The following is a 24,753-nucleotide window of genomic DNA, read 5'->3' as shown; positions in this document are numbered from 1 at the left end:
CAGTCTCTTTTGTATTTTATGAAATGAAGTTTAAATAGCTTTTTTTAAGCTGTTTTTTCTAAGTCTTCACTTTTCTTTTTCTTTCCGAAACTAACAAACAATAGGATAAACATTCCTGTTGTTACCGATAAATCAGCCATATTAAAAATCCCCGTTCTAAAGACACCACCTAAATCAATATAGAAAAAATCGGTTACCGAACCGTAAATAATACGATCATAAACATTTGCAATACCACCACCAATAATACTAGCGAAAGCAAAAAGCGACCAGTTATCTATAGTTTTATCTTTTAAAATATGACGTAAAACAAACCCCAAAACAATAATGGGCAAAATAAGTAATAAGACGATTCTAAGTGTTGGGTTTAAATCGCTACCCATCCCTAAAAATGCTCCCGAATTCTCAACATTCATCATAATAAAAGCATCTCCAATTAACGAAATACGTTCACCAAGTTGAAAATCGGTACGTGGTTGAATATTTGCTCTAACCAGAACTTTTGAAATTTGGTCGATAGCAATTGTAGCAACAATTACTAAAATGATATAAGCGGTACGTTTAGTGAACTTCATTATAAACTTGCAGAAGCCGTTTGAGCCTCCCTATTTATTTTTTTTACTAAGCCTTGTAAAACGTTTCCAGGGCCTACTTCAGTAAACAACCTAGCACCATCAGTAATCATTTGTTGTACAGATTGCGTCCAACGTACAGGTGCTGTTAATTGAGATATTAAATTAGCTTTTATAGCAGCTTCATCAATAACTGCATTGGCGGTTACATTTTGGTAAATAGGGCAGTTTGGTTTGCTAAACGTCGTGTTTTCAATAGCCGCAGCTAGTTCTTCACGAGCAGGTTCCATTAAAGGCGAGTGAAAAGCACCTCCAACAGGCAATACCAAAGCACGTTTTGCACCGGCGTCTTTCATGGCTTCGCAAGCTTTGTTAATAGCTTCAACATCACCAGAAATTACTAATTGCCCTGGGCAATTGTAATTAGCGGCTACTACAATACCATCGATTTCAGCACATATTTTTTCAACAATAGCATCTTCTAAACCTAAAACAGCAGCCATAGTACTTGGTTGTAATTCGCAAGCTTTCTGCATGGCTAAAGCACGTTGCGATACTAATTTTAAACCATCTTCAAAATTTAAAGTACCATTAGCAACTAATGCTGAAAATTCTCCTAAGGAGTGACCAGCAACCATATCTGGTTTAAAACTATCACCTAAGGTTTTAGCTAAAATTACAGAGTGTAAAAATATGGCGGGTTGTGTTACTTTGGTTTCTTTTAAAGCTTCAGGCGTTCCTTCAAACATAATATCTGTAATATTGAAACCTAATATGGTATTTGCTTTTTCAAACAATTCTTGTGCTAAAGGTGAGTTTTCGTAAAGGTCTAAACCCATGCCTGTAAATTGTGCGCCCTGACCAGGGAATATATATGCGTTCATAGTTGATTAGTTTTTAAGTATGCAAAAGTAAGAATTATAATTTTAGAGATTATTAATGGTTTTAATAATTTTAGCAGGGTTTCCTCCAATAACGACATCGTCAGGAAAACTTTTTGTAACAACAGCCCCAGCGGCAACGACTACATTATTGCCTAAAACAACGCCAGGGCAAATTACGGCATTTCCACCAATCCAAACATTATTTCCAATGGTAACTGGTTTAGCAAGTTCTTTGCCACTATTACGAGCTTTAAATTCAAGAGGATGCGTGGCTGTGTAAATTTGAACATGAGGCCCAATCATGCAGTTGTCGCCAAAGGTAACTTCAGCAACGTCTAAAATGCAGCAATTAAAATTCATAAACAGGTTTTTTCCTGCTTTAATATTGCTGCCATAATCGCAATGAAAAGGCGGTTCTACAAATAAGTTTTCGCCAGCATTTTCAAATATTTGATAAAGCGTTTTTTGGCGTTCTTCTAAATGTAATTCACTTAGAACATTAAATTTATGAAATAATAAACGAGCACGATGGCGCGCTTTTACTAATTCAGGATCTGTTGGATTGTACAATTCACCTGCCAACATCTTTTCTTTTTCAGTCATAAAAATTATAGGTTTTTTATAGCGGCTTCAGCGCAACGTTCTCCATCCATAGCTGCAGACACAATACCTCCAGCATAACCACCACCTTCGCCACAAGGAAATAAACCTTCAATTTGTGGATGTTCTAAATTTTCATTTCTAGGGATGCACACAGGGGATGACGTTCGGGATTCTACGCCTATAATATTTGCTTCAGACGTATAATAGCCTTTCATTTTTTGTCCGAAGGAATCAAAACCTTTTCGTAATCTACTACCAATTAATTTAGGTAAAAGTGAATGTAAAGGTGCCGAATTTAATCCAGGTTGGTAAGAAGTAGGATTTAAATCTGCCGATAATCGTCCTTCAACAAAATCGGTTAATCGTTGGGCAGGTGCTACCTGACTTCTGCCACCAGCGGTAAATGCCATCCGCTCTAAGTTTTTTTGATATTCCAAACCTTTTAGTGCGCCAAATTGTTCATATTTGGGTAAATCTTTGTTCACATCAATTTCAACAACAATACCAGAATTTGCAAATAAATTATTCCGTTTTGAAGGCGACATGCCATTTACCACCACTTCGCCATTTGCTGTTGCCGCAGGAACTATAAATCCGCCGGGACACATACAAAATGAATACACACCACGATCATTAACTTGTTGTACCAAGCTGTATGATGCTGGAGGTAATAATTCATGGCGGTCACCACTACAATGGTATTGAATGGCATCGATAATATGTTGTGGATGCTCAACCCGAACGCCCATAGCAAACGACTTGGCTTCTAAAGCAATTTCTTTATTATGAAGTAAATAAAAGATATCGCGAGCGGAATGTCCTGTTGCTAAAATCACGCGGTTGGCAGGCATTTCGTTACCATTTAGTAATTGAATGGCTTGTATTTTATTGTTTTTTATAGTGAAATCTGTCACCCGTGTTTCAAAATGAATTTCGCCACCGTGTTTTAAAATGGTTTCTCTAATATTTTGAACCACTTTAGGCAGTTTGTTGGTGCCAATATGAGGGTGTGCATCGACCAAAATTTGATCGGTTGCACCATGATAAACTAAGTTTTCAAAAATACGGCGCACATCGCCACGTTTTAAACTTCGGGTGTAAAGTTTTCCATCAGAATACGTTCCAGCACCACCTTCACCAAAGCAATAATTGGAGTCTTCATTTACAAAATGGTCTCGATTAATGGCTTTTAAATCTCTGCGACGGTCTTTTACATTTTTACCGCGTTCTAAAACAATGGGTTTAAAACCCAATTCAATACAACGCAAAGCGGCATACATACCTGCAGGACCAAACCCAATAATATGTATGGGTTTTGCTTTTGAAACATCTTTATAATCAAATTGATATTCGGAGGTTTTTGGTAATACTTCTCGAATATAAACTGCAATTTTATAGTTGAAAACAATTTTAGGTTTTCGGGCATCAATGGATTTTCGAAGTACTTTTACTCCTGTAATATCTTCTTTATCAATATCTAGAATATGTGATGCTTTTTGCAGCAAAATATCGCTGCGTTCTTCTTCTTTAAGTGAAATGCGAAGCTGAAGTTCTTTTATCATGTTGCAAAATTAATGAAATTTGAGATAGGAGGTCTTAAGAATTTTTTGATGGTTATTAGAATTAAAAATATAAAACTAATTAAAGCAATAAAACATAAAACATGATAAAAGTTAGTGTTTAATAAAAATATTAAAGATAATTTTATCTCCATTAAAATATTAGAAATTATGAGTATAGAAAGAAAATGTTTGGTTTGCGAAAAATCATCAGAAGAAACACCTGTTACAAAATTTTATTATCAGAAAAGCGAATTTTATATTTGTCCACAACACATTCCTGTATTAATTCACAAGCCAGAAGAATTGGTAGGATTATTAGATGGAGCAGATAAATTGCAAGCAGGTTAAACAAATTTCGTTTGCTTTATTTTATGTGAAAGAATTATTTTCTTTCATAAGTAAAAAAGGTAAAATCAAATTCGTTTTTATCATCTTTTTTATGAAAAACGGCGTTAGTTTCTTTCCAAATTGATGTATCAACTTTAGGGAAAAATGTATCGGCAGAAAACGATTCATGTACGCGTGTTAGCTCAATTTTATCAGCAACTAAAATGGCTTGTTTGTAAATTTCACCACCACCAATTATATAAGGTTGCGGATCGTTTGTACTGGCTTTAATAGCGTCTGCTAACGTATGCACCAATATAACGCCTTCGGGAACTTGGTAATTAGGATTTCTGGTAATAACTACATGCGTTCTATTTGGTAATGGTTTCGGGAAACTTTCAAATGTTTTGCGCCCCATGATGATATGGTGTCCACTTGTAAGGGTTTTAAATCGTTTTAAATCGTCACTTATATGCCAAATCAATTTGTTGTGTTTGCCAATAGCATCATTTTCAGCCGCTGCTACAATTATTGTAAGATTCGTTTTATTATTAATTACTTTTTTTTTTAGTAATAAGGCATCTTCTGGTAACTCTAGTTTAAGCTTTTCAATGCGGGCTTGTTGTTTAGCAACCAGCTTGTTTAGTTGTTGTTGTTCCCAAGCTTTACCCATAAATTTATGGGTGATGAATACATTAAATAGGTGGTAAACAAATAAAAATAACCAAATAAAAATAGCGTAAACAAACCAGTTTAATTCAAATATTTTAAAATTTTCACCAATGCCCAAAACGGTATTGGCCATTATTAAAAATACAGCGCCTATTAAAAATACAACAAAATGAATATATAAACGCTTTTTTTGTTTGATGCGTTTTTGTGCGTTTTGAATAAGTTCTAATTGGTCTTTATCTATTTGTGGGATGTCTTTCTTTTTGCCGAACATAATACTTGAAAATAATTTACAAAGTTAATGCTTTTTAGTGATTCTTAGGGGTCTATTTAAAATCTTAGTTCGAATGGTTTTCTCGAAAACGTTTTCGTTTTGAAGTGTCTGGAAATCAATAAAAAAACAAATATTTCACATTGATAATAATACAACAAAAATGCTGCAATTGTTAATAACTTGAAATTTTCATGAATTGATATTATTAAATTGACAATTCTTTGTTGTTTAATAGATTAAATGCCTCTGACTGGGAAATTCTTTCATAAATTTGTAGCATTAAACAACACAAAAAATATAATTATGGCTATTACGAAACAATATTTAAAGAGCAAACCAGTATGTAAAGTAACATTTTCGATACTGGCAGAAGATGCTAAAAAAGTATCTGTTGTAGGAACTTTTAATGATTGGAATGCGAAAGCGGCACCACTTAAAAAATTAAAAAACGGGACTTTTAAAGGTACTGTAGATTTAGATCAAGACAACTCATATGAGTTTAAATACATTGTAGATGGTGCATTTATTAACGATGATGCAGCCGATGCTTATGTATGGAACGATTTTGCTGCTGCTGATAACGGTGTAGTAACTGTTTAGTCTAAGCTGCATTAAATGAAAAAAGCGCTTTCAATTTTTTGAAAGCGCTTTTTTTGTAAGGTTATTTTTTTGAAGACTTTTTAGGGTTTTGAATATTGAAAACAATAGGTAATGAATAAGGAACTGTTACCGGTTTCCCTTTTTGATAACCAGGTTTGTCCATTCTAGGAATCAATTTAATAACTCTAATAGCTTCATTTTCCAGTGCTTTGTGCGGTGCTCTAGATCTAATATCGACCACATTGCCTTCTCTATCTATTTTAAAAATTAAATTTATTCTTACTTTTCCATCAGGAAACCCTAAACCATTTGCTATTTTTGTGTTGAAGTTTTTGGCAACATGCTTTGAGATAGATGTTGACATGCAATTTTTAAGTTCGGTATTTGTCATAGAATCATCGCAACCTTTATAAACAGGAACATTTTCTATTACCGCAAAAGGTATTTCGTTAGAGATATCATCTAATGTTTTTTCAGCCGTCTCAATAAATTCAATATCTTCTACAGTTTTTTCTTGTGAATAAGTTGAAAAATAAAAAATAAGCAAGAATAAAATAAGTAAGTTCTTCATGTTTTATATAGCTACAACGCCTTTAATATGTGGATGCGGATTATAATCTTCCAACGTAAAATCTTCAAAAGTAAAGTTGAAAATATCTTTTACATCAGGGTTTATTATCATTTTCGGTAAAGGCCTTACATCTCTAGAAAGTTGTAATTCCAACTGCTCATAATGGTTGCTGTAAATATGTGCATCGCCAAAAGTGTGAATAAATTCGCCAGCTTCATAGCCGCAAACTTGAGCCATCATCATAGTAAATAAAGCATACGATGCAATGTTGAAAGGCACGCCTAAAAAGATGTCGGCACTGCGTTGATACAGTTGGCAAGACAGTTTCCCTTCCGCTACATAAAACTGAAAAAAGGCATGGCAAGGTGGTAATGCTGCTTTACCATTGGCAACGTTTTCACTAAAACTTTTAGAGGTGTCTGGTAACACCGATGGATTCCAAGCAGAAACCAACATGCGTCTGCTATCTGGGTTGTTTTTTAATGTTTCAACTACTTCTTTTATTTGGTCAATTTCATCGCTGTTCCAGTTGCGCCATTGGTGACCGTAAACGGGGCCTAAATCGCCATGTTCATCAGCCCATTCATTCCAAATGCGAACGCCATTTTCAGTAAGATATTTAATGTTGGTGTCGCCTTTTAAAAACCAAAGCAATTCATAAACTATCGATTTTAGATGCAGTTTTTTAGTGGTTACCATGGGGAAACCTTCATTTAAATCGAATCGCATTTGGTATCCAAAAACACTTTTAGTGCCCGTACCTGTTCGGTCTGCTTTTTCGTTTCCGTTTTCTAAAACATGTTGTACTAAATCGTGATATTGCTTCATCCTATCTTCCGTCTTCCCAAAGGGAAGAAACTCTTTAAATTGAACTTAAATTTTCTGAAGTTAAAAATATAAAAAAGGATCAAACCCTATTCTTAATGCTCTAAAATATATGAGAAAGTTATTAACTAAACTGAAAAGATTCCTGATTTCGCAGGAAGGTATTATCCAATAATCATTCCAGCAATAGTAGCAGAAACTAAAGATGCAATACTACCACCAATAAGTGCTTTTATGCCAAATTGTGATAAGGTTTTACGTTGCCCTGGTGCTAATGAACCAATACCGCCAATTTGAATACCTATGGATGCAAAATTCGCAAAACCACAAAGCATATATGTTGCCATGATAATAGATTTTTCATAATTTAAATGCGTAGCATTCGCAATGTCTTTTAAATCTCTAAGTTGAATGTAACCTATAAACTCGCTGGCGGCTATTTTTATACCAAGAAGTTGTCCCATCATCATCATATCTTCTTTGGCAACTCCAATAAGCCACATTAACGGTGCAAAAATATAACCTAAAATAAGTTCTATTGATAGACTTTGGTAGCCTGTATTGGCAGCAACCCATGTGTTTAGTGTAGAAACATCGCCAACCCAACCTAAAATACCATTAAACATGGCAATAAATGCAACGAACACTAAAAGCATAGCGCCTACGTTAACGGCCAATTTTAAGCCTTCGGTAGTTCCATTGGCAATAGCATCTAAAAAGTTTGATCCAATTTTTTCTTGAGACACTGATACATCTGTGTTAACGTTTTCCGTTTGAGGATATAAAATTTTAGAAATAACAATAGCCCCTGGTGCCGCCATTACAGATGCAGCTAATAAATGTTTCGCATAAAACAGTCTTAAAACGGGGTCGTCTCCACCTAAAAAACCTATATAAGCAGCTAATACAGCACCAGCTACCGTTGCCATACCACCAATCATAACCAAAAGCATTTCAGATTTGTTCATTTTTTCTAAATATGCTTTTATTAAAAGGGGAGCTTCAGTTTGTCCTAAAAAGATGTTTCCTGCAACACTTAAACTTTCGGCTCCAGAAATTTTTAATGCTTTTGAAAGTAACCAAGCCATGGCTTTAACTACTTTTTGGATGATGCCTAAATAGAATAAAACAGAGGTTAATGCTGAGAAAAAAATAATAGTTGGCAATACTTGAAAGGCAAATATAAAGCCAAACGTATCCATGTCTACCACCAAGCCTTCAAATAAAAATTTACTACCTGCTCTGGTAAAATCTAATACATTTACAAAAAGGCCGCCCACAAATTCGAAACCAGATTTAATGAATTCAACTTTTAAAACGCCAATAGCGATTAAAAGTTGGAATGCTAACCCAATACCAACAATTTTCCAATCAATGGCTTTTCGGTTGCTGCTAAATAAAAAGGCTATAAAAATCAAAGAAACCATTCCTAAAGCACCTCGCCAAAGGCTGTTTATAGAGAAACCTTCACTTGGTATAATAATAGGATTGGATTTTACAGCGGTTGTTTCTAAAGGGGTTGTTTCTGTATCAACTTTTAAAGAATCGGTGTTGTTGTTTTTTAAAGAAGAAACTTCTGTTTTTTCATTTAAAACGGTATCTTGAAGTTTGGGATTATCTTTGTCTTGTGCTGTTATCGTTGATGTAAAAGCTAATAAGATTATAGCAATAGACAAAAATATTTTTTTCATAAGAAATGTGGTAAATTATTATTCTCTTTTTGAAATTTCGTCCCGGATATGTGCCGCTTTTTCATAATCTTCATTAGCAACGGCTTCGTCCAGTAATGAATGTAATTCTTGAAGCGTTTTTCCTTTATAAGTTTCTTTCGGAGCATTTGGCTCAAGTTCATTAGCAATTAACTCGTCCATTAATATGCTATCTTGTGCCTCGTCATCTTCATCCTCTTTTTTAGGGTTGACTTTTAAATAGATTCCCGCTTTGTCAAGAATATTTTTATAGGTGAAAATAGGTGCATCAAAACGCAGTGCCAATGCAATGGCATCACTGGTTCTGGCATCTATAATTTCTTCAATTTTATCGCGTTCGCAAATTAGACTTGAGTAAAAAACACCATCAACTAATTTATGGATGATGACTTGTTTTACAACAATATTAAATCTATCGGCAAAATTTTTAAATAAATCGTGTGTTAAAGGTCTGGGCGGACGTATTTCTTTCTCTAATGCGATGGCAATGGATTGTGCCTCAAATGCGCCAATTACAATAGGTAATTTACGGTCGCCATCTACTTCGTTTAAAATCAATGCGTAAGCGCCGTTTTGGGTTTGGCTATATGATATTCCTTTTATATTTAATCTTACTAAACTCATAAATTTATAAAAACGCAAAGAACTGTTTAAATTAGGACTTTACCAACTGCAAAAGCAGATTTAAAAATATAATGCTAATTTAAGCAGTTCTTTAAACGATACAATTTATAAAAAAATAATTTATTGTTGCGCTTTAAAAGCTTTTAATTTTTCAATAAGTTGTGGTACTACCGTAAAGGCGTCACCAACAACACCATAATCGGCCGCCTTAAAGAAAGGTGCTTCGGGATCTGTATTGATTACAACTTTTACTTTGGAAGCGTTTATTCCTGCCAGATGTTGGATGGCTCCTGAAATACCGATGGCAATATATAGATTGGCGGCTACAGGTTTTCCGGTTTGTCCAACGTGTTCACTGTGAGGTCTCCAGCCTAAATCGGATACGGGTTTAGAACAGGCTGTTGCTGCTCCTAAAACGGAAGCAAGTTCCTCAATCATACCCCAATTTTCAGGCCCTTTTAAACCGCGCCCGCCAGAAACTACTATTTCGGCATCGGCAATGCTTACTTGGTTTGAAGCTTTGTCAACAGATTCTACTTTTACACCTAAATCTGAAATTGTTGGAGAAAAATCTTCCGCGGAAGCGCTACCACTTTTTTCAACTAAACCATATGAATTATTAGAGACACCAACAATTTTGATATCTGTATTTATGGTTAAGGTTTCAAACGCTTTATTGGTGAAAGCAGGACGTTTTACGGTAAAAGGAGATATGTTTGAAGGCGCTTCAATAACGTTTGAAGCGTAACCTGCATTTAAGCCTACCGCTAAAAGGGGCGCTACATATTTACTGTTAGCGCTAGAACTTAAGATAACTACTTTCGTACCTTCTTTTTCGGCAGCTTGTTTAATTGCTTCGGCATATCCGTTGGCGTTAAAGTTATCTAACGCTGTATTAGAAACTTTTAAAACTTTATCAACACCGTAGTTGCCCAATTCTGAAACATCATTCGCATTTATAGTGATGGCTGTAACGGTGGTTCCTAATTGGTCGGCAACAGCTTTGGCATACGAAGCGACTTCAAAAGCTACTTTTTTAAATTTTCCTTGTTCTGATTCTGTATATACTAAAACTGACATAATAAAATTAAAATTAAAAAATCAAGTACCAAATTCCAATAGTTGATTTCTGGAATTTGGAATTTGAAAATTGGGATTTATATTACTTTCGCTTCATTATGAAGCAAGCTTATTAAATGGTCTAAATTATCTTCCGATACTAATTTCACAGCACCCTTTGGAGCTGGTTTTTCAAATTTCACAGAGGTTGTTTCGTTATTGGCATCAATAGGATCTAAAATATTTAATGGTTTTTGACGCGCCATCATAATACCTCGCATGTTTGGGATGCGTAATTCGCTTTCTTCCACCAATCCTTTTTGGCCACCAATTACTAAAGGTAAAGATGTGGATATGGTTTCTTTTCCTCCATCAATCTCTCTAATAGCAGTTGCATTGTTTCCGTCAATTTCTAAATTAATGCAATTATTAACAAAGTTTGCGCTTATTAAAGCTGCAATCATACCAGGAACCATGCCGCCGTTGTAATCTATAGATTCACGACCTGCTATAATTAAATCGTAACCACCATCTTTAGCAACATGTGCTATTTGTTTAGCAACCGAAAAACCATCGGTAGCAGCAGTATTAATTCGTATGGCACCATCGGCTCCAATAGCCAAGGCTTTACGTAAAGTAGGTTCTGTTTCTGCACCACCTACATTAACAACAGTAACGTTAGCACCTTGTTTTTCTTTAAGCCACATGGCGCGGGTTAAACCAAATTCATCATTTGGGTTGATTACAAATTGTACGCCATTGGTGTCAAATTTGCTGTCACCTTCAGTGAAATTGATTTTAGATGTGGTGTCGGGAACATGACTAATGCACACTAATATTTTCATAATTATAAGGTATTAAAATAGGGTGTAAATTTATTAAAGCTACGAAGTTAATTATTTTATTCTGAATATTTACTATGCATGCATAGTAAATTTTAAATAAATCTTTTAAAAAGGTATCTCATTTATTGTTATTTTTGCAATTCGAATTAAAATATATTTATGAAGACAATTCAATTTAGAGAAGCTATTTGTGAAGCAATGAGTGAGGAAATGCGCAGAGATGAAAGCGTTTACTTAATGGGCGAAGAAGTAGCTGAGTATAATGGTGCGTACAAAGCATCAAAAGGAATGTTAGATGAATTTGGGCCAAAACGTGTACTTGATACGCCTATTGCAGAACTTGGTTTCGCAGGGATAGCTGTAGGTTCGACTATGACAGGGAACAGACCGATAGTTGAATACATGACTTTTAACTTTTCGCTTGTTGGAATTGATCAAATTATAAATAATGCTGCTAAAATCAGACAAATGTCTGGTGGCCAGTTTAAATGTCCTATTGTTTTTCGTGGGCCAACGGGATCTGCAGGACAATTAGGAGCAACACACTCACAAGCTTTTGAGAGTTGGTTTGCTAATACTCCAGGTTTAAAAGTAATTGTGCCTTCTAATCCATACGATGCAAAAGGATTATTAAAAGCGGCTATTCGTGATGACGATCCAGTTATTTTTATGGAAAGTGAGCAAATGTATGGCGATAAAGGTGAAGTGCCAGAAGGAGAATATATTGTTCCAATAGGTGTAGCAGATATTAAGCGCGAAGGTACAGATGTTACTATCGTTTCTTTTGGAAAAATCATTAAAGAAGCTTACAAAGCTGCTGATGAACTTCAAAAAGAAGGTATTTCTTGTGAAATTATCGATTTACGTACCGTACGCCCTTTGGATAAAGAAGCTGTTTTGAAATCGGTTAAGAAAACCAACCGATTGGTAATTTTAGAAGAAGCATGGCCATTTGGAAATGTTTCAACAGAAATCACTTACTTTGTGCAAGCAGAAGCATTCGATTATTTGGATGCACCCATTGTAAGAATAAATACTGCGGACACACCTGCGGCTTATTCACCAGTTTTACTTGAAGAGTGGCTTCCAAATAAGGATGAGGTTATAAAAGCAGTAAAAAAAGTATTGTATAAATAAAAAAACAATTTTCACGTTATATAAACTTCATTGGCATATATTGTCGATGAAGTTTTTTTGTATTATGAACCCAAAACTACTATTTACATTTTTCTTCATCGGAATTATTTCCACATTTGCCCAAACCAAAGTTAGTGGGCATGTGTTTGATGAAGATAATCAACCTGTTTCATTTGCCAATGTTATCTTTAAAGGGTCAACCCAAGGTACTATTACCGATGAAAACGGTAAATTTTACATGGAATCTACAGATACCTGGACCGCTTTAACTGTCTCTTTTTTAGGGTATGAAACTTTAAATGTTCCTTTAGAAAAAAAAGTAAATTACGATTTAAATTTTGTTCTAAAGGAAGAAGCTGCACAACTAAGTCAAGTGTTTATTGTGGCAGGAAAACAATCGAAAAAGAACAACCCTGCTATTGATTTGCTTCGAAAAATATGGGAGCATAAACGTAAAAATGGGTTAAAACATTTTAATCAATTCGAATACAATAAGTACGAAAAGGTAGAATTTGATATCAACACCATCGACAGCGCTCTTATAAAAAGCAAGTTGTTTAGGGGAATGGAATTTGTTTTTAATGAAGTGGATACCTCTAACGTAACAGGAAAAACCTATTTACCTATTTTTATTAATGAAGCCGTTTCAACTGTATATGGTGATAATGTTATTAAGAAGGAAAAGGAAGTATTGAACGGAAACAAAAATTCAGGATTTAGTGATAATCAAATCATTATAGACTTTGTTGACGATTTGTATTCCGATTATGATATTTACGATAATTACCTAAATTTTTTCGATAAAAGTTTCGTGAGCCCTTTATCAAGAACAGGGATAAACACCTATAATTATGTGCTAAAGGACAGTGCCTTTATAGAAAATAAATGGTGCTACAATATTATTTATTACCCGCGCCGAAAAAACGAACTTACTTTTAAAGGTGATTTTTGGGTAGCAGATTCTACGTATGCCATAAAAGAAATTAATCTTCAAGCGTCAAAAAGTGCAAATATTAACTGGGTGAAAGAAATTTACATTGAGCAAGAATTTGATGTTTTAAACGACTCTATTTTTCTTGTGAAACGTGATTATATGATGAGTGATTTTGCCTTCAATAAAAAAGAAAAATCACGTGGTGTTTATGGCAAACGAACCACTTTGTACGATAATTATAAATTCGACATTGAAAAAAACAAGAAGTTTTACGAAACAGAAGTTTATAATTATGACAAAGATATTTATGATCGTGATGATAGTTTCTGGACAGAAAATCGCTTAGAAGCATTAAATAAAGATGAAAAAGGAGTCTACAAAATGTTAGACACTTTAAAAACGGTAAAAAAGTTTAAAAGGCTTTATAATTTAGGAAGCATTTTAGCTTCGGGTTATATTGAATTTAATGAATTGCCTTTAGATTATGGTCCCATTTTTTCAACCTTTGGTTTTAATGAAGTGGAAGGCATGCGTTTACGTGCCGGTGGACGTACCTATTTTGGAAAAAATGACCTTTGGCGTTTAGAAGGCTTTTTGGCTTACGGCTTTAAGGACGATAAATTTAAATATGGCATTTCAGGAAAATGGTTGATTGATAAGAAAAACCGATTTATTATTTCCGGAGGAAATAGGAGAGACGTAGAACAAACAGGTGCCAGTTTAACTACCAGTACCGATGTTTTAGGTAGAAGTTTAGCATCTTCATCGGTTGTTGGAACAGGTGCAAACGATAAATTAACATCTATAAATTTAACAAGTTTAGCCGTTGAAATGGAGCCTTGGCGAAATGTTGTTTTTCGAATTGGCGGCAACTACAGAACCTTATCATCGGCTTCGCCAACATTTAGTTTAGATTATAATACACCAACAGGTGTAGAGTCTGATATTAAGCAATACGAATCTACGTTTTCAGTATCTTATTTTCCACAACGAAAAATGACAGGTTTTGGGGTAGAACGATTCAATGCTAACGATGATTATGCAAGTATTTTTGCACAAGTAAGTCGTGGTGATAAATCTTTATTGAGCAGTGATTTTGATTATACAAAAGTTCAGTTTTCATATATCCAGCCATGGTTAGTGGGTGGTTTGGGTAGGTTAACAACAACTATTGAAGCTGGTAAAACTTTTGGAGAGGTGCCACTTGGTTTGTTAAGTGCCATTCCGGGAAATCAATCGTATTTCTCAATTTATAATACATTTTCTCAACTAGATTATTATGAATTTGTTTCAGATACCTATACTTCGTTGCAATTAGAGCATAATTTTAACGGACGTTTCTTTTCTAGAATTCCATTTTTAAGAAAATTAAACCTTCGCGAAATTGTTGGTATTCGAGGGGTCTGGGGGGAAATTTCAAATGAGAATAAATTATTAAATAATGTGCCAAGTAACCCAAATAATTTCGAACTTATTGCACCTAACGATAAAATGTATTATGAGTATAGTTTTGGTGTTGGCAATATTTTTAAAGTGTTTAGAATAGACTTTAATTTTAGAGGTAATTATTTAGATGAAGTTAAAAACCCAAATGCTAGAAAATTTGGTATCACAGGGTCATTTGGATTTCATTTTTAACTTAGTAGAACTCTTTTTGTAATAGGTGTTTTTTAATTATTTTTCATGTAAAAAGTTTTAGCTTAAATTTATTGTACAATTAACTTTGATTTGTTGTTAAATCTTTAGGCTTTAAGTACATTTGTACACTAAATACTAATAATACTATGAGTAAAAAAAGCACATTAACGTTTGATGTTTTAATAGAAATCCCTAAAGGAAGTAGAAATAAGTACGAATACGATTTTACATTGCATAAAATTCGTTTCGATCGTACCTTGTTTTCATCAATGATGTATCCAGGTGATTATGGTTTTATTCCTGAAACTCTAGCCTTAGATAAAGATCCATTAGATGTATTGGTTTTAGGTATAGAGCCTACATTTCCAATGGTAGTAATGGAAGTAAAACCTATTGGTGTTTTTTACATGACAGATGAAAAAGGACCAGACGAAAAAATTATATGTGTACCTGTTTCAGACCCTGTATGGAGTAATAGAGATGATATTTCTGAATTAAACCCGCACAGACTTAAAGAGATTGAACACTTTTTTCAAGTATATAAAGATTTAGAAGAAAAGAAAGTAGATACAGGAGGTTGGGGAAATGCTGAAGAAGCTATTAAGATTTATCACGAATGTGTACAACGTTATGATGAAAGCGACCACAAGAAGAAACGAACTTTCACCATCTAATTAAAATATTCTTAATTTTTTCAATAATAAATGAACCATCTTTAACTAAAGGTGGTTTTTTTTATCACTTATATTTCACTATTTTTAGCACTATTAAAAAAATAAATAATTACAAACAACTAACTAAACTTTTTTATGGAATTAATAGTGAAATTTTTACCGCTTTTTGGTGTTTTGGCATTGGTATTTGTCTTTGTAAAAAGCGCTTGGGTAACAAAGCAAGATCAGGGTAATGAACGGATGATTAAAATTGCGAAAAACATTGCTGATGGTGCGATGTCTTTTCTAAAAGCCGAATATAAAATCTTATCAATATTCGTTATAGCCGTTGCGGTTTTATTATATTTTAAAGGAACAAATGAAACGGGTTCTAACGGCATGGTGGCTGTATCCTTCATAGTAGGTGCTATTTGCTCTGCTTTGGCAGGATTTATAGGTATGAAGGTAGCGACCAAAGCGAACGTAAGAACCACAAGTGCTGCCAGAACATCTTTAGGAAAAGCTTTAGAAGTTGCTTTTGCAGGAGGTGCTGTTATGGGATTGGGTGTTGTTGGTTTAGGTGTTTTGGGCTTAAGCGGATTGTTCATGATTTATAGCGGTCAAGGTTGGAATATTAATGAGGTACTTAATGTGCTTTCAGGATTTTCTCTTGGTGCATCTTCCATTGCGTTATTCGCTCGTGTTGGTGGTGGGATCTATACCAAGGCTGCCGATGTTGGAGCCGATTTAGTAGGTAAAGTTGAAGCAGGTATTCCCGAAGATCATCCCTTAAATCCTGCAACTATTGCAGATAATGTGGGTGATAATGTGGGTGATGTTGCTGGTATGGGGGCCGATTTATTCGAATCGTATGTGGGCTCTATTATTGGTACCATGGTTCTTGGAGCTATTTTTACGGTATTACCAGAATTTCAAGCGTCTTTTGATGGTTTAGGTGCAGTGTATTTACCTTTGGTATTGGCTGCAGTGGGTATTATTATGTCTATCGTCGGAACATTTTTTGTAAAAGTAAAAGATGGAGGAAATCCTCAAACAGCTTTAAATATAGGTGAATTTGGTTCAGCAGGATTAATGGTTATAGCATCTTATTTCATTATAAACCAAATGCTTCCAGCTTCTTGGACTTTTGAAGGTATTGGATATTCTTCTATGGGTGTGTTTTGGGCAACTATTGCTGGTTTGGTAGCTGGTTTAGCTGTTGGAAAAGTGACTGAATATTACACAGGAACAGGAAAAGGGCCTGTAAATTCTATTGTAAAACAATCGGAAACAGGAGCAGCAACTAATATTATTGCTGGTTTGGGCATCGGTATGATGTCTACTATGATTCCTATTTTGTTAATTGCCGCAGCTATATTAGTATCTCATCATTTTGCTGGTTTATACGGTATTGCCATTGCAGCCGTAGGTATGTTGGCAAATACAGGAATCCAGTTAGCGGTTGATGCTTACGGACCAATTTCTGATAATGCTGGTGGTATTGCAGAAATGGCAGAATTGCCTAAAGAAGTTCGTGAACGTACCGATAAATTAGATGCCGTAGGTAATACTACTGCAGCTATTGGAAAAGGTTTTGCTATCGCATCGGCAGCGTTAACAGCATTGGCTTTATTTGCCGCATTTATGCATACAGCCAACGTTAGAGCTATTGATGTTTCCAAACCTAATATTATGGCAGGATTGCTAGTTGGGGGTATGTTGCCATTTGTGTTTTCAGCCTTATCTATGAACGCGGTTGGTCGTGCCGCCATGGCAATGATTGAAGAAGTGAGACGTCAATTTAGAGATATCCCCCAATTAAAAGCAGCTTTGGAAGTCATGCGTAAGTATGATTCTGATATGAGTAAAGCTTCAAAAGAAGATCGAGCTATTTTTGATGCGGCCGATGGGTATGCTGAATACGATAAATGTGTCGATATTTCAACCAAAGCATCTATTAAAGAAATGGTTTTACCAGGGTTATTAGCTATTGCAGTACCTGTTGCTGTTGGTTTTATTGGTGGTGCAGAAATGCTTGGTGGTTTATTGGCGGGTGTTACAACCTGTGGGGTGCTTATGGCAATCTTCCAATCGAATGCTGGTGGCGCTTGGGATAACGCTAAAAAAACTATTGAAGAGCAAGGTAAAAAAGGTACAGATGCACATAAAGCAGCTGTGGTGGGAGATACTGTTGGAGATCCGTTTAAAGATACTTCAGGCCCTTCATTAAATATTTTATTAAAATTAATGTCGGTTGTTGCCTTGGTAATTGCTCCTAGCATCGCTTTAGATGCTGAGATTGTTACCGCTTATGTTTCAAATACAACTCCTGAAAAAGTAGAAATTATTAAAGAAGTTAAAGTCGATATGCATAACAATGAAGATGGTACGGTAAAAGCAGTTGTTACAACTGTAATTACTAATAATGGTGAAAAATCTACAAGTTACGAAACGTTTAAAGGAGATGAAGCTGAAGTAAAAGCAAGTATAGCACTTTTAAAAAACAAAAAGAGTGAAGAGAATCCGGTAAATTAAAACTTTAAATAGAATACTATAAAAAACCATGTTAACAGCATGGTTTTTTTGTATATATTATTTTTTCTATTGAAATTAATAAAAAATAGTATATTTGAACTGGTTTACCAATTTGGTAAACCATCAATAAATCAGTATTGTATGAAAAATTATCTATTCTTATTTATTCTATTTGTGTTCATAAAAGCGAATGCTCAATTAGTAACTAATAATACGGAGCTTCAAAGTGCCATTTCAAATGCTACTGCAGGCTCAACAATTATACTTGCTAATGGTGTGTGGAGCAATACCTTAATCAATATTAACAAAACGGGTACAGATGTAAACCCAATTACAATAAAAGCGCAAAATGTTGGTCAAGTATTTTTAGAAGGGAAACCGCAAATAAGTTTGGGAGGAGCCTATATTGTTTTTGAAGGTTTTGTTTTTCAATATCCTGCAAATTTGGTTTCTTTTGTTTCTGGTAGCAAGACCGTTATAGAACCCATTATTGAATTTAGAGATGCCAGCAATAATCAATGTAATAACTGTAAAGTATCCAATATAAAAATAGATAGTTTTAATGGAACAACTTCACAAGCTACAGATACGTTTAAATGGATTATTGTTTACGGGCAGTATAATGAAATTAGTTACAGTTCCTTTATAGGGAAAAATGGTGTAGGGAGTATTATTAATGATAATCGGGATAATTCGAATGCTAATTATTCCAAAATTCATCATAATTATTTTGCCGAAAGAATTCCTGTAAATAATAATGTGAATGGATTAAACGATCAAGATGCCATTAGAATTGGAAATAGTGCAACTTCTTTGTCAGATTCCTATACAGAAGTTTATAATAACTTTTTTTATGACTGGAGTGGCGAAGTAGAAATAATCTCTAACAAAAGTGGAAATAACAAATATTACAACAATACGTTTAGAGATTATCAAGGGACATTAACATTAAGACATGGTAACAATTCTGAAGTTTATGGAAACTATTTTTTTGCAAATAATAACGAGTTTTCAGGAGGTATCCGGGTTATTGGTGAGGGGCATAAAATATATAATAATTATATTGAAGGCACTAACTATAAAAAACCTGGAGGTTCCGGGTCTGATGCTACAGGAGGAATTAATGTTTCAAACGGGACTCTAAATTCAGAACTTAATGAGTATTATCAAGTAAAAAATGTTCAAATAACAAATAATACCTTAGTTAACTGCGATTTGGCAATTAGAATAGGAACAGCAATTAACAGTACAACATTGGCACCCGAAAATTTGATTGTTGCCAATAATATTATGTTGAATTCAAGTATTAAAGCTGTTTCAATTGAAACAACTCCCATTGGAACATCGGAAATTAAAGGTAACATAACCCAAAATGGCAATTGGGATTTAACAAATAATGTAAATTCTAATAAAACCGTTTCCTCTGGATTATTAGAAAGTGGGACGGATTTTTATAGATTACCAAATGCAAGTGCCGCTATAGATGCAGGCATAGATACTTTTAGCTTTTTAACTGAAGATATTTTAGATAGCACGCGGCCAATAACTGGTTTTGATGCTGGTGCTGAAGAGTTTGGCGGAACCGGAACGAATCTTCCATACAAAGTTGAAGATGTAGGTATTAAAGTTGGATTTCTTTCAAGTCCCTCACCATATATCTCTTTATCTAATAACACATTAGAATTTAATAAATCTGCAAATAGTGAAAGTTTTGATATCAGTTCAAACGTTAATTGGATAATTTCTGATGATGCTTCATGGATAACATTAAGTCAAACTACTGGAAGTAATAGTGGAACGATTGCAGTAAATGTTTCAGAAAACACAACGAGTATAGATAGGACAGCAACAATAACCGTTTTTCAAAACGGCGGAAGTTTAAGTTCTGTACTAACCGTAAATCAATCTAGCGGTGTTTTCAACCCTAATAACCCTGTGAAAATTACTGGAATTACAGTAACTGGTGTTGGAACTCAAACAGGCGATGTTAATGTTCCTGGAAACACACTTGATGCCAACATAACAACTCGATGGTCTGGAGAGTCTACAACTGGTTCTGCTTATTTAACCTATGATTTGCAATGTCCTAAAATAGTTACAAGTGTAAAAATTTATTTTCACAAAGGAAGTGAAAGGGCATCTTACTTTAAAATTGCTACATCTACAGATGGTATTAATTTTACTGATGCCACAACGGTATTAACAAGTTCTGGAACAACAGTTGGTTTTGAAGATTTTCCTTTAACTACAAAACCTACTGTACAATATATAAGAATTTTAGGGTATGGAAATACTTCTTCTACTTCTGGTGGGTGGAATAGTTATGAAGAAGTAGAAATTCACGGCGATAACACATGTTCCTCTTTAAGCACTAAAAATGAAGTTTTAAAAAGCAATAAATTTGTTGTATATCCAGTACCTACAAAAGGAGAGCTAACAATTTCATCATTAAAAGAGGCATTACAAACTATTGAGATATTTGATGCTACGGGTAAATTGCTGTTAAGAAAAACCACTAATTCAACCATTGAAAATATAAATGTAAGTGCTTTTTCAAAAGGGGTTTACGTTGTTAAGGCAAATGGTTTTACGGGTCGTTTTGTGGTTGAATAGTATCAACCTAAAACAAACTATGTATTTCAGCATTTATAAAAACAGATAGATTTGCCTAACATTAATAGGTTTAATCACAGAGCGTTTTCTTAATATAATTTTGTCGCCCAAAGGCATCAGTCATTCTTCATATTGCATATAAACGCTTGCAGTATAAGATGTTTAAGTAAAACTAAAACAAGGCATTACAAATTATAAATCGCATAAATTGAAAGTTTATGACTAAATGAGTTAATAACATATGAAAAAAAGCCACAATTTTTGTGGCTTTTTTTTATCTTTAATCCCCATGGATTATTATGATATAACTACATTAGGCATCGCATTTGGCTTGGGGCTGTTGGTAGGCCTACAGCGTCAGCGGGATGATGATAAAATGGCAGGGGTTAGAACCTTTACCATCATATCCATTTTGGGAGTTGTGGCTGGATTTTTAAACGAGTCTTATAACAACCCATTTATTTTGCCTGTTTTAGGCTTTTCCCTGGCATTAATATTGGTTGGTGCCAACTTGATAAAAAATAAAAATAACCAAGACACTGGAGTTGGACAAACCACCGAAGTCGCTGCGTTATTAATGTTTGCTATTGGAGCTTATCTTGTTTTAGGAAGTCGAGTGATTGGTGTGATGATGGGAGCATCGTTGGCTATTCTATTGTATGTAAAAGAACATCTTCATGGCTTTATAGAACGACTGACCCAAAAAGATTTATCTGCTATTTTCACTTTGGTAGCCATTAGCATGATTGTGCTTCCTATTCTTCCAAATGAAACTTATGGTCCTTATGATGTGCTCAATCCCAGAAATATTTGGTGGATGGTGACTCTTATAGTGGGCATTAGTGTTGTGGGCTATTTTGTTTACAAATTCGTGGGAAAGAATACGGGTATCATTTCCAATGGTATTTTAGGTGGACTTATTAGCAGTACGGCAACTACCGTTAGTTATGCGAGAAAAACTGCAGAAACAAAATCGATTAGTAAAATTGCGGCATTTATTATTACAGTGGCATCCTTAGTATCTATGATAAGAATATTGATTGAAGTTGGGATTGTAGTTCCCGAAAAATTGGCCATTATTGCAGTGCCTATTGGCGCTGAGATTATCGTTATGACCATCATCGCTATATCCTTATTTTATTTAATCAAAAAGGAAGAATCAGACTCAGAGATGCCAGAACCTGAAAACCCAGCACAATTTAAAAGTGCTTTAATATTTGGCTTGCTTTATGGCTTCATTTTGTTGGCAGTGGCCTTCACCAAACAGCAATTTGGAGAAAATGCGCTTTATGTTGTTTCTATAATTAGCGGTTTAACCGATGTAGATGCCATAACATTATCATTATCCAATTTAATGAAGAACGGTTCCTTAGAAGCTGATTTTGGTTGGAAACTCATATTATTGGCAGCCCTTTCAAATTTGGTATTTAAAGGCATCATGGCGATGGTACTTGGAACTAAACAATTAACCAAATGGATTGCAATAGCTTTTGGTATCTCACTGGTGTCTGGATTATTAATCATTTGGTTATGGCCTGAAACTTGGCATTTTTAAATAAAAATTATGTTCAAAAAAGATCCGCTTCAAATCATTTCTTTCCAAACCTATGGATCATCCAACCATTTATATGCTAGAGGAAGAGCTATTGAAGATGAAAGCATAGATCTAGAACATAAAGGCGTGTTCAAATTACTTTTGAACGCTTGGAAAAGATTTGAAACCGATGAGATTAAAAATACCGAACTGAGGGTTAAAATAGGTAATGATAAATTTTTTTACACTACTACAGACAATAAAGGCTATTTTTTATTGGATGAAAAGATTGATGATATTAGTAGCTATGCCAATGAAGAAGGTTGGGTGAAGTTGGAATTCTCTTTTAAGCTGGAGCAATTATCAAGAACCATAAAATCTGATAACCGATTTCCAGGAGAAATGCTCATTCCATCACAAAAGGCATCTTTTGGGGTTATTAGCGATATTGACGATACCATTTTACATACGGGCATCTCCTCTATTTTAAAATGGCGTGTTCTTATAAATACATTTTTGGTTTCATCAGGAAAAAGGATGCCGTTGGAAGGTGCCCCAGAGTTTTATCATTTATTGCACCAAGGCAAAAATGGCCATGAAGCAAACCCTATTTTTTATGTGAGCCATAGTCCATGGAATCTATATAGGTATCTGGAATATTTTTTAAAAAAGAACAACTTTCCAAAAGGACCTATTATTTTGAGGAATTTCCCCAGACCTTTTTCCCGAAAAAATAAAGGTGAAAAACCACAAAAACAAAAAGAGATTTTAAATCTTTTAAAGGCTTATCCTAAAATGAATTTCATATTAATTGGGGACATTGGTGAGCATGACCCTGATATTTACTTGGAAATTGCGGAGGCATATCCGGAAAGGATTTCTGCTATATATTTACGCAGCGTTAACCATAAAAAGAAAATATTTCGGGTAAAAAGTCTTTACAACCAATATAAAACGACCCCAGTTTTATTAGTTGAAAATACAGATCAGGCTATTGTTCATGCTAAAAAGCATCATTTTATAAAATAGTTTTCCTTAGAAAAGCCCATGTATTTCAGCATCAATCGTATTGATTACGAAACCTAAATCTTCAGGATTATCAACAAAATCTAATTTGTCAACATCAATAATTAAAAGTTTGCCTTTGTTGTAACCGTGTATCCAAGCTTCGTAGCGTTCGTTTAGTCTGCTTAAATAATCAATGCTTATCGAATTTTCATAATCGCGCCCCCGTTTATGTATTTGCGCTACTAAGTTAGGAATGGTACTTCTAAGGTAAATCAAAACATCTGGTCCTTGTACTAGCGATTCCATTAATTCAAAAAGCGATTTGTAGTTTTCAAAATCACGGTTGGTCATCAAGCCCATGGCATGCAGGTTAGGTGCAAAAATATGGGCATCTTCGTAAATAGTTCGGTCTTGAATAATGTCTTTTCCGCTTTCACGAATTTGTAACACTTGACGAAACCTACTATTTAAAAAGTATACTTGCAAGTTGAAACTCCAGCGTTCCATTTGGTTGTAAAAATCGTCTAAATATGGGTTGTCTACAACGTCTTCAAGTTGGGGTTCCCACTTATAATGTTTAGCTAGTAATTTTGTAAGAGTTGTTTTTCCAGCTCCAATATTTCCGGCAATAGCAATATGCATAACGTTAGTCGGTTTTTAGTTGGTATTTATGTAGGTTTTCATCGTTGTAAATATACAAGGTTTCGTTGGTAGCAAAAAACTGATTTATCAACAAATTCGGAAGTGTTATAGGGCGTATTGTATTGGTGTTCTTTTTTAAATAAAATAGACTGTTGCCTTTTTTTAAAATAACATTTTCATTATCTATGTTCATGGCTTCATATCCGTTATTTTTTACTTTCTTTAAAAGATTTCCAAAATAATCATAAACAAAAAGCTGTTTTTCAGTAAGTACCCAGCAGTTGTTGTAGTTGCTCTTTATATCTAAAACAGTATGTTTTATAGGTAGTGTTTGTGCTCGTGTAGTATTGGTTTTGTAATCAAAAAGCTCCAGTTGTTGGTTGTTTTCATTAAAAATCCAAAGCGTATTGTCCGAGCCCGTAGTAATATGTGATACATTTTTGTATTCAGAAAGCGTATTGAAATCTATTTTAAAAATTTCAGCTAATCGGTTATCTAAAATCAAAGCGGTATTAAAGTCTCTGTAAAAAACGTTTATTTTTAAGGGGTTGAAAGTGTTTACAGAAGTAATAGTGCCTAGTTGAAAGTTGCTATAACCAATATCGATGCCTTTGGTTTCTTCGCTATGTTTGAAAAGCACATTTTCTAAAATATAAAACGTCGTTTTAAAATTATTGGTACTAATAAAAATGTCGGCATCTAGTGTATTTTCTTCAATAAAAGAGGCTTCAATAGCTTCTTGAGAGTTGATGGCAAAAGAGATGAAAAGCAATAAAGATAATAAGTATTTCATAGTGAAGCGAAAAATACGAAATTTCATAAAATAAATTATACAAAAGCTACTAATTAGTGCTGTAAAATAATTTAAGAACACTTTAACAGTTTTTGCATTAAACTAATTGCTATTAATTAAGTCTAAATGATTTAAAATT

At 34.3% G+C, this 24,753-nt stretch carries 22 protein-coding genes; 9 read left to right on the top strand and 13 right to left on the bottom strand.

Annotated elements, in window-relative coordinates:
* Positions 1-44: 44 nt before the first annotated feature.
* From lspA to EV196_RS11715, 4 genes are read right to left on the bottom strand one after another with little or no spacing between them, the layout of a single operon-like run.
* Positions 45-575 (bottom strand): signal peptidase II, encoded by a 531-nt coding sequence (gene lspA, locus EV196_RS11730; protein WP_132217951.1) that lies wholly within the window; start codon positions 573-575, stop codon positions 45-47.
* Positions 575-1,456: an ACP S-malonyltransferase gene (gene fabD / locus EV196_RS11725; protein ID WP_132217950.1), complete on the bottom strand. Its 882-nt coding sequence runs from the start codon at positions 1,454-1,456 to the stop codon at positions 575-577. The genes lspA and fabD overlap by 1 nt, the downstream gene beginning before the upstream one ends.
* A gap of 42 nt (positions 1,457-1,498) precedes the next feature.
* The gene (locus tag EV196_RS11720) at positions 1,499-2,059 is read right to left on the bottom strand and encodes a sugar O-acetyltransferase (RefSeq protein ID WP_132217949.1); all 561 of its coding nucleotides are present in this window, start codon (positions 2,057-2,059) and stop codon (positions 1,499-1,501) included.
* Positions 2,060-2,064: 5 nt separating this feature from the next.
* Positions 2,065-3,621 (bottom strand): NAD(P)/FAD-dependent oxidoreductase, encoded by a 1,557-nt coding sequence (locus EV196_RS11715; protein ID WP_132217948.1) that lies wholly within the window; start codon positions 3,619-3,621, stop codon positions 2,065-2,067.
* Between the two features lie 168 nt (positions 3,622-3,789).
* On the opposite strand from EV196_RS11715, the gene EV196_RS11710 reads away from it, so the two are divergent.
* Positions 3,790-3,969: a hypothetical protein gene (locus tag EV196_RS11710; RefSeq protein ID WP_132217947.1), complete on the top strand. Its 180-nt coding sequence runs from the start codon at positions 3,790-3,792 to the stop codon at positions 3,967-3,969.
* A 34-nt stretch (positions 3,970-4,003) separates the two neighbouring features.
* Here the strand turns inward: EV196_RS11710 and EV196_RS11705 are convergent, their stop codons facing one another.
* The gene (locus tag EV196_RS11705) at positions 4,004-4,894 is read right to left on the bottom strand and encodes a dihydrofolate reductase (protein WP_132217946.1); all 891 of its coding nucleotides are present in this window, start codon (positions 4,892-4,894) and stop codon (positions 4,004-4,006) included.
* Positions 4,895-5,197: 303 nt separating this feature from the next.
* On the opposite strand from EV196_RS11705, the gene EV196_RS11700 reads away from it, so the two are divergent.
* The gene (locus tag EV196_RS11700) at positions 5,198-5,494 is read left to right on the top strand and encodes an isoamylase early set domain-containing protein (protein ID WP_132217945.1); all 297 of its coding nucleotides are present in this window, start codon (positions 5,198-5,200) and stop codon (positions 5,492-5,494) included.
* A gap of 61 nt (positions 5,495-5,555) precedes the next feature.
* Here EV196_RS11700 and EV196_RS11695 read toward each other — a convergent pair whose 3' ends face one another.
* From EV196_RS11695 to EV196_RS11670, 6 genes are all read right to left on the bottom strand, one after another.
* Positions 5,556-6,065, bottom strand: a complete 510-nt coding sequence (locus EV196_RS11695) for an energy transducer TonB (RefSeq protein WP_132217944.1) — start codon at positions 6,063-6,065, stop codon at positions 5,556-5,558.
* 3 nt (positions 6,066-6,068) lie between these two features.
* Positions 6,069-6,893 (bottom strand): thymidylate synthase, encoded by an 825-nt coding sequence (locus EV196_RS11690; protein ID WP_132217943.1) that lies wholly within the window; start codon positions 6,891-6,893, stop codon positions 6,069-6,071.
* A gap of 161 nt (positions 6,894-7,054) precedes the next feature.
* On the bottom strand, positions 7,055-8,581 hold the full coding sequence (locus EV196_RS11685; protein WP_132217942.1) for a NupC/NupG family nucleoside CNT transporter: 1,527 nt from the start codon (positions 8,579-8,581) through the stop codon (positions 7,055-7,057).
* A gap of 18 nt (positions 8,582-8,599) precedes the next feature.
* Positions 8,600-9,223 (bottom strand): bifunctional nuclease family protein, encoded by a 624-nt coding sequence (locus EV196_RS11680; RefSeq protein WP_132217941.1) that lies wholly within the window; start codon positions 9,221-9,223, stop codon positions 8,600-8,602.
* Between the two features lie 120 nt (positions 9,224-9,343).
* Positions 9,344-10,303 carry an electron transfer flavoprotein subunit alpha/FixB family protein gene (locus EV196_RS11675; RefSeq protein WP_132217940.1) on the bottom strand — a complete coding sequence of 320 codons (960 nt, stop codon included), beginning with the start codon at positions 10,301-10,303 and terminating at the stop codon, positions 9,344-9,346.
* A gap of 77 nt (positions 10,304-10,380) precedes the next feature.
* Entirely contained in the window at positions 10,381-11,127 is a 747-nt protein-coding gene (locus EV196_RS11670; protein WP_132217939.1) for an electron transfer flavoprotein subunit beta/FixA family protein, read from the bottom strand.
* 159 nt (positions 11,128-11,286) lie between these two features.
* Between EV196_RS11670 and EV196_RS11665 the strand changes: the two genes are divergently transcribed.
* From EV196_RS11665 to EV196_RS11635, 7 genes are all read left to right on the top strand, one after another.
* On the top strand, positions 11,287-12,264 hold the full coding sequence (locus EV196_RS11665) for a pyruvate dehydrogenase complex E1 component subunit beta (RefSeq protein ID WP_132217938.1): 978 nt from the start codon (positions 11,287-11,289) through the stop codon (positions 12,262-12,264).
* Between the two features lie 64 nt (positions 12,265-12,328).
* Complete coding sequence (locus EV196_RS11660) at positions 12,329-14,836, top strand: DUF5686 and carboxypeptidase-like regulatory domain-containing protein (RefSeq protein ID WP_132217937.1); 2,508 nt, start codon at positions 12,329-12,331, stop codon at positions 14,834-14,836.
* A 146-nt stretch (positions 14,837-14,982) separates the two neighbouring features.
* A complete protein-coding gene (locus tag EV196_RS11655; protein WP_132217936.1) occupies positions 14,983-15,510 on the top strand; it encodes an inorganic diphosphatase in 528 nt (175 codons plus the stop codon).
* Between the two features lie 135 nt (positions 15,511-15,645).
* Positions 15,646-18,024, top strand: coding sequence for a sodium-translocating pyrophosphatase (locus EV196_RS11650; RefSeq protein WP_132217935.1), 2,379 nt, complete (start codon positions 15,646-15,648; stop codon positions 18,022-18,024).
* A gap of 141 nt (positions 18,025-18,165) precedes the next feature.
* A complete protein-coding gene (locus EV196_RS11645; protein ID WP_165876154.1) occupies positions 18,166-20,637 on the top strand; it encodes a chondroitinase-B domain-containing protein in 2,472 nt (823 codons plus the stop codon).
* Positions 20,638-20,878: 241 nt separating this feature from the next.
* A complete protein-coding gene (locus tag EV196_RS11640; RefSeq protein WP_243652233.1) occupies positions 20,879-22,192 on the top strand; it encodes an MgtC/SapB family protein in 1,314 nt (437 codons plus the stop codon).
* A gap of 9 nt (positions 22,193-22,201) precedes the next feature.
* Positions 22,202-23,200, top strand: a complete 999-nt coding sequence (locus EV196_RS11635) for an App1 family protein (RefSeq protein ID WP_132217933.1) — start codon at positions 22,202-22,204, stop codon at positions 23,198-23,200.
* A 6-nt stretch (positions 23,201-23,206) separates the two neighbouring features.
* Here the strand turns inward: EV196_RS11635 and EV196_RS11630 are convergent, their stop codons facing one another.
* Positions 23,207-23,821 carry a deoxynucleoside kinase gene (locus EV196_RS11630; protein WP_132217932.1) on the bottom strand — a complete coding sequence of 205 codons (615 nt, stop codon included), beginning with the start codon at positions 23,819-23,821 and terminating at the stop codon, positions 23,207-23,209.
* Positions 23,822-23,825: 4 nt separating this feature from the next.
* Positions 23,826-24,614: a hypothetical protein gene (locus EV196_RS11625; protein WP_132217931.1), complete on the bottom strand. Its 789-nt coding sequence runs from the start codon at positions 24,612-24,614 to the stop codon at positions 23,826-23,828.
* Positions 24,615-24,753 lie beyond the last annotated feature (139 nt).

The sequence above is a fragment of the Mariniflexile fucanivorans genome (genome assembly GCF_004341235.1).
In the GTDB taxonomy this organism is placed as follows: Bacteria; Bacteroidota; Bacteroidia; order Flavobacteriales; family Flavobacteriaceae; genus Mariniflexile; species Mariniflexile fucanivorans.
Note: the sequence above shows the minus strand (reverse complement) of the source record. Positions and strands in the feature narration are given on the sequence as shown.

What these genes read in the sequence shown, in the direction of transcription:
- lspA (WP_132217951.1), bottom strand. Translation starts at nt 575, where the DNA reads ATGAAGTTCACTAAACGTACCGCTTATATCATTTTAGTAATTGTTGCT.
- fabD (WP_132217950.1), bottom strand. Translation starts at nt 1,456, where the DNA reads ATGAACGCATATATATTCCCTGGTCAGGGCGCACAATTTACAGGCATG.
- EV196_RS11720 (WP_132217949.1), bottom strand. Translation starts at nt 2,059, where the DNA reads ATGACTGAAAAAGAAAAGATGTTGGCAGGTGAATTGTACAATCCAACA.
- EV196_RS11715 (WP_132217948.1), bottom strand. Translation starts at nt 3,621, where the DNA reads ATGATAAAAGAACTTCAGCTTCGCATTTCACTTAAAGAAGAAGAACGC.
- EV196_RS11710 (WP_132217947.1), top strand. Translation starts at nt 3,790, where the DNA reads ATGAGTATAGAAAGAAAATGTTTGGTTTGCGAAAAATCATCAGAAGAA.
- EV196_RS11705 (WP_132217946.1), bottom strand. Translation starts at nt 4,894, where the DNA reads ATGTTCGGCAAAAAGAAAGACATCCCACAAATAGATAAAGACCAATTA.
- EV196_RS11700 (WP_132217945.1), top strand. Translation starts at nt 5,198, where the DNA reads ATGGCTATTACGAAACAATATTTAAAGAGCAAACCAGTATGTAAAGTA.
- EV196_RS11695 (WP_132217944.1), bottom strand. Translation starts at nt 6,065, where the DNA reads ATGAAGAACTTACTTATTTTATTCTTGCTTATTTTTTATTTTTCAACT.
- EV196_RS11690 (WP_132217943.1), bottom strand. Translation starts at nt 6,893, where the DNA reads ATGAAGCAATATCACGATTTAGTACAACATGTTTTAGAAAACGGAAAC.
- EV196_RS11685 (WP_132217942.1), bottom strand. Translation starts at nt 8,581, where the DNA reads ATGAAAAAAATATTTTTGTCTATTGCTATAATCTTATTAGCTTTTACA.
- EV196_RS11680 (WP_132217941.1), bottom strand. Translation starts at nt 9,223, where the DNA reads ATGAGTTTAGTAAGATTAAATATAAAAGGAATATCATATAGCCAAACC.
- EV196_RS11675 (WP_132217940.1), bottom strand. Translation starts at nt 10,303, where the DNA reads ATGTCAGTTTTAGTATATACAGAATCAGAACAAGGAAAATTTAAAAAA.
- EV196_RS11670 (WP_132217939.1), bottom strand. Translation starts at nt 11,127, where the DNA reads ATGAAAATATTAGTGTGCATTAGTCATGTTCCCGACACCACATCTAAA.
- EV196_RS11665 (WP_132217938.1), top strand. Translation starts at nt 11,287, where the DNA reads ATGAAGACAATTCAATTTAGAGAAGCTATTTGTGAAGCAATGAGTGAG.
- EV196_RS11660 (WP_132217937.1), top strand. Translation starts at nt 12,329, where the DNA reads ATGAACCCAAAACTACTATTTACATTTTTCTTCATCGGAATTATTTCC.
- EV196_RS11655 (WP_132217936.1), top strand. Translation starts at nt 14,983, where the DNA reads ATGAGTAAAAAAAGCACATTAACGTTTGATGTTTTAATAGAAATCCCT.
- EV196_RS11650 (WP_132217935.1), top strand. Translation starts at nt 15,646, where the DNA reads ATGGAATTAATAGTGAAATTTTTACCGCTTTTTGGTGTTTTGGCATTG.
- EV196_RS11645 (WP_165876154.1), top strand. Translation starts at nt 18,166, where the DNA reads ATGAAAAATTATCTATTCTTATTTATTCTATTTGTGTTCATAAAAGCG.
- EV196_RS11640 (WP_243652233.1), top strand. Translation starts at nt 20,879, where the DNA reads ATGAAAAAAAGCCACAATTTTTGTGGCTTTTTTTTATCTTTAATCCCC.
- EV196_RS11635 (WP_132217933.1), top strand. Translation starts at nt 22,202, where the DNA reads ATGTTCAAAAAAGATCCGCTTCAAATCATTTCTTTCCAAACCTATGGA.
- EV196_RS11630 (WP_132217932.1), bottom strand. Translation starts at nt 23,821, where the DNA reads ATGCATATTGCTATTGCCGGAAATATTGGAGCTGGAAAAACAACTCTT.
- EV196_RS11625 (WP_132217931.1), bottom strand. Translation starts at nt 24,614, where the DNA reads ATGAAATACTTATTATCTTTATTGCTTTTCATCTCTTTTGCCATCAAC.